The sequence below is a fragment of the Parasphingorhabdus sp. genome (assembly GCF_049667325.1).
GTDB lineage: Bacteria > Pseudomonadota > Alphaproteobacteria > Sphingomonadales > Sphingomonadaceae > Parasphingorhabdus.
In genome coordinates this window covers 1-5,168 of the sequence record NZ_JBATHY010000152.1, presented here as the reverse complement: position 1 = coordinate 5,168, position 5,168 = coordinate 1, and the positions used below count along the sequence as shown (strand labels likewise).

Here is a 5,168-nt window from a genome sequence, read left to right as displayed (position 1 = left end):
AGCCTTTGGCATCGAGATGCGCGCGCAATTTGCTCTCGGCTTCGGCGCGGGTCTGGTTGGGGACCAGCCGCAGATCGATTTTGGCGACCGCGCGGCCGGGCAGCACGGTTTTGCCGCCGGGTCCGGTATAGCCGGCAACCAGTCCCTCGATATTGACCGTCGGTTCCTGCGCGAGGCGCTGGAGCGCCTGTTCGAACGGCAGGTCGTCAATCCATTTGTCGACCCCCAGGACCGCCTTGCGCTGGGCCTCGTCGGAATTGCGCGCGGTCTCCGCGATCAGGGCTTTCTCGCGCGCGGTCAGCGGCCGGACATTGTCAAACCAGCCCTCGATAGCAGGCGTATTGCCATCGGGCGTGACCAAAGTCTGCAGCGCCTGGACCAGCCGCCAGCTTGGGCTGTCGACCATCGCCTTGAGGCTGGAGTGGACATCGCCCCTGGGCCCACGGCCCCATTTTTCACCACTGGAGACCAGCTCCAGTTCGACAATGCCCTTGGAGCCGAGATTGACGCTGACATTGCCGCTCTTGTCCTGCCAGCTGGCGGGGATGAAGATACCCTCGCATTTCTTGAGCGCGGCCAGGACATTGGGCTTGGTGGCGACCTGCTTGAAATTGGGAGAGCCGATTTCTTCCTCGCCTTCGGCGATCAGAACAATATTGACCGGAAGTTTCCTCCCTGCAGCGCGAATGGCGTGAAGCGCCGCGAGAAAGGTCGCTTCCGGGCCCTTCTGGTTGACCGCACCGCGGCCCATGATCGCCTTGCCGAAGCCGGGACGGTCGACAATGGCCGCTGCCAGCGGAGGAGAAGACCATTCGTCCGCATCAAACTGTTTGACGTCATACATAAAATAGATGCCGAGCGTTCTTTTTGCGCCGGCGTCAAGAGTGGCGAAGACGCCGGGATGACCGTCGGTCGGCACGATCTCGACATGCTGGAACCCGGCATCCCTCGCGAGCGCGGCCATATAGTCCGCGCCTTCGGTCATGTTGCGATCTTCTGCCGCGATCGACGGCAATTTGATCCAGTCCTGGATCCGCTTGACCGATGCCTCGCGTCCGGCCTCGGCGGCCTTGCGGATGGCGGTCATATCGCCGTCGGCGGACAGGGCCATGGTCGGGGAAATGATCATCGCTCCGGCGCCGGCCATGGCCGCACCGCGCATGGCTTGACGACGATCAACGGTTAGCGGCTTGTCATCTGCGGTCATGTCGTGTTCCCCTCGGTATGAGGAAGCGAGAATGACCGCAGATCGGGTTAACTGCAAGTTAGAATCGCGATGGCGGAATTACGGCGACAGGGCACCAGTCCCCCTTTCCTACAACAGCCCATCGGCGCTATGCTCCGCGCCGTGATGAGTCTTTTGTGCCTCTTGCCCGCTTGATTACCGGCGCTTCCCGGCGCGCTGTTTCAAAGGTCACACTCGAAGCCGTGTTGGCGGTCATAATTTCCCCGTATTCCGGGGGTTCGGGGCAAAGGTCACAGAAAATAATAGGGTCGCTTTGTGTGAACCATTAATTTTTTCGGGTAAGTTTGAGTCCGCTCTATCCATCATCACGCAGAACAGGCGTTCGTAGGCCCCAACTTTGACAAACTTTGGCGGAGCAAGCCACTTTCCTGTCGGTTCCGCCTTCTGCTATGCCGAGCTGGAACTATAGAGGATCTTCGCCATGACCATCTCCGCCCTGCGCACGCCCGACGAACGCTTTGCCGATATTCCCGGCTTTGATTTTCCGGTCCATTATGCCGATGACCTTCCCGGTTACGAAGGCCTGCGCGCCGCCTGGATTGATACGGGGCCGGAGGATGCGGAGAAGACCTTCCTGTGCCTCCACGGCGAGCCGAGCTGGTCCTTCCTCTATCGCAAGATGATCCCCCACTTCACGGCCACCGGCGCGCGGGTGATCTGTCCGGATTTCTTCGGCTTTGGCCGGTCCGACAAGCCGACCGATCTCGATAGCTATACGTTCGATTTTCACCGCAATCACATCCTGGCGTTGGTCGAGCGGCTGGACCTCAAGAATATCACCTTGGTGGTGCAGGACTGGGGCGGGCTGATCGGCTTGACGCTGCCGGTCGACTCAGCTTTCAAGGCGCGCCTGTCGCGGCTGATCATCATGAACACCGCCTTGGGCCTCGGCACCGGTGCGGGTGACGGATTTAACGCGTGGAAGGAATATGCACTGACCGTGCCGGTGTTTGACGCCGGCCAGATTATCGCTCGCGGCACCCCCCAGATGACCGAAGCGGAGACCGCCGCCTACAACGCGCCCTATCCGGATGACAGCTATCAGGCCGGTGCGCGAAAGTTCCCGGCGCTGGTGCCGGTCTCGCCGGAGATGGACGGTGTGGCAGTCAGCAAGCAGGCGGCGGCCTTCTGGAGCGGCGAGTGGTCTGGGCTCAGCTTCATGGCGATCGGCGGTTCCGATCCGGTGCTCGGTCCGCCGGTGATGCACAGGATGCACGGCCTGATCAAGGGCTGTCCCGAACCGTTGCTGATCGAGGAGGCGGGCCATTTTGTGCAGGAGTGGGGCGATATTGTCGCACCGGCGGCGCTGAAGTCGTTCGGAGATATTCAGGGCGACTCGGCTTGACATCGCCAGCATCGCCTTGGGGATTGCAAATTGTGGCGCTGACGCCGCGGGGATTATATGGTAGCATTGATGGCATAATAAAATGGGGTCGCTTCTAACCGGAAAGGAAGAAGCCGCAGATGCCGCAATATTATTATCTCAGATATATCCCCAAAAGCGAGCGTCCGCGCGTCGTCGGCAATCTGGAACGCCTGATCGACCAGCTTGATCGGGAGATTCCCGACAAGGATAGCGAGCAGACTTTGCTGCTCGCGACCTGGAATATCCGGAATTTCGGCAAGGTCAGAAGGCTGCAGGAAAGCCTGATGTATATTGCCGAGATATTGTCCCGGTTTGACTTTGTTGCGGTGCAGGAAGTGGTCGATCTCGACGACTGGCGCGCGGTCATGGATCGACTCGGACCGGACTATGATTTTATCGCGTCGGACAAGACCCACCACAAGCTCGGCAGCGGCGGTGAACGGCTGCTGTACCTCTATGACAAGCGCAAGGTGCGGTTCCAGAATATCGCCGGAGAAATCGTCCTGCCGACCGACATGCTGATTACCGATGACACGATCGGTGAAGGCGGAGAGCTTTTTCAGGGCAAGCAGTTCAGACGAACCCCGTTCATCACCGCGTTCCGGTCCGGCTGGTTCAAGTTCGATATCTGTGCGGTGCATCTGTTCTACGGTTCGTCTTCGGGATCGAAACTGCAGCAAAGGGTGCAGGAGATCGATCGCGTCGCCGACTATTTCAGCGATCGTGCCGAGCATGCGCAAAAGAAAGGGCGGTCGCTGATCTTGCTGGGCGATTTCAATATCGTTCACCCGGATCATGAAACAATGACCGCGCTGAAGCGGCACGGATTCCGGATTCCCGATGCGCTCAACCGGCCGTCCAATCTCGATCTCAGCAAATATTACGACCAGATTGCGTTTATGACCGATGACGATACGCTGAAATTTATCGACCGCCAGACCGATGATCCCAAACAAGCCAATGCCGGCATATTCGAGATATTCAAATCGGTTTTCCGCGATGGCGATGCGCTGGAATATGAACGCGATATGCGCAAGAAGAAGGGCGGCAAGGACAAGCAGGGTGCTGCCCTGACAAAATATTACAAGGGTATCTGGCGAACTTACCAGTTATCCGACCACAAACCGATGTGGGTGCGGATCAAGTCAAACGCGGCAGCGGCTTATCTGTCGCGGTTGAAATCGGGCTGAACCCGCAGCGCGGTCAGGCGGCCATCGCCGTCTTGCTGAAATGTTCGGTGAAGCGCGGCTGCATCGGCTGGCTGGCCACCATCGCCAGCGGCAGAGCGGTTTCGCAATGCGCACATTCCGCGCTGAATCGGCCGACATGCCAGTTTGATTTTCCGCAGCCGGGGCAGCGGTTGACGATGTCGAGATGATAGAGTGGCTGATAGCCACGGGATTGTCCCTGTTCGGCCGATGCACGAGCAGGCTGATTGATGAATGATCTAGGAGATAAGTACATCGTTTCTTCCTTCTTGATTGCGCCAAACTTACTTCACTAACTTCGCACCAAATGACATTCCGTTGCTTTACCAGCGATGAACCGTTTGTTTTGGTAGATGAAATGATATCCAGTTCGTTCAGAATCGATAGGATGCATTCGCCATTTTGCGGTGATCGCGGTCACAATTTTGGTTAACTATATGATTTATCATCAAAAGAATTTTGAGGCTCGTGTACCAGATCGACACAATCGATTAAGGGAGACGGTTGAAGGACTGCGTTAACGCAAAGCACCGTCCAGCAATCGAGTCAGTCTTGCCCCCGAACGCTCGATCTGCAACCTGACAATGGGCACCAGGGCCGGGATTTCATCATTGTCGATCACTGCGCGTTGAGTCGAGGGCGGTTTGCAGGAAGATGCATCTTCGGCGGTGCGGTAACTATAGTCGCGCGATATTTGCCAGGCCTGCTCTGCCCACAATTCGGTGGTGCCGGTGGCAAGTTCCGTTTTTTCCGGTTCGCCAAAGCGCCGGACAAGTTCGGGTCCGTCGGTTATCGCACGTTCCGCCAACGGCCCGTCCCACAGCCGGTGGAGATTCATCCTACCTTCGATGATGCCATAGGCGGCGCTCACGTCATTTCCACCACGGTCAGACCGGTCGCCACTGTGCAGGGGCATATGCATGTCCCCGACAAAATGTACCAGAAAGGCCAGCGCCTCGAGCCGGACTTGTGCGGGCAGGCTGTCATCGCCTAGCAGCGCGGCGTTGCGATCAATCTGTGCCGAAACGCAATTGCCGTTCGCGCATGCGCTTTTGAGGTCGAAGGGCTGGCAGATATCGACATTCTGATAATGCCACGGTCCGGTATAGCCCCAGCGCAGTCGGTCGCGGCGGATGCAATCGGGCCAGACGCTGGCATCGCCGATATTCTTGAGATCGCATTGCGGTGTCCCGAGCAACCTTGCGACAGCAAACAGCCCGATCATCCTTGATTTTGTATCCGGATGGATATTGGCATCCGCAATTGCGGCGATCTGGCGATGGGCAAATTCACCCCAGGCCAAAGCGGGCGAGGGCAAAAGCAAAAGCAGGGCGAGAGTCCAGAACTT

General features: G+C 58.1%; 5 protein-coding genes. 2 read left to right on the top strand and 3 right to left on the bottom strand.

All coding sequences use genetic code 11. From position 1 onward, the window contains the following. Nucleotides 1–1,207: M20/M25/M40 family metallo-hydrolase (locus WBM93_RS07100; protein WP_424430103.1), on the bottom strand; the 1,207-nt coding region annotated here is incomplete at its 3' end. A gap of 460 nt (nt 1,208–1,667) precedes the next feature. Between WBM93_RS07100 and WBM93_RS07095 the strand changes: the two genes are divergently transcribed. Next, entirely contained in the window at nt 1,668–2,591 is a 924-nt protein-coding gene (locus tag WBM93_RS07095) for a haloalkane dehalogenase (protein WP_424430100.1), read from the top strand. 119 nt (nt 2,592–2,710) lie between these two features. After that, nucleotides 2,711–3,802 (top strand): endonuclease/exonuclease/phosphatase family protein, encoded by a 1,092-nt coding sequence (locus tag WBM93_RS07090; RefSeq protein WP_424430097.1) that lies wholly within the window; start codon nt 2,711–2,713, stop codon nt 3,800–3,802. Between the two features lie 13 nt (nt 3,803–3,815). Here the strand turns inward: WBM93_RS07090 and WBM93_RS07085 are convergent, their stop codons facing one another. Beyond that, nucleotides 3,816–4,076: a hypothetical protein gene (locus tag WBM93_RS07085; RefSeq protein ID WP_424430094.1), complete on the bottom strand. Its 261-nt coding sequence runs from the start codon at nt 4,074–4,076 to the stop codon at nt 3,816–3,818. A 261-nt stretch (nt 4,077–4,337) separates the two neighbouring features. Then, a partial coding sequence (locus WBM93_RS07080) for a S1/P1 nuclease (RefSeq protein ID WP_424430091.1) occupies nt 4,338–5,168 on the bottom strand: 831 nt, incomplete at its 5' end.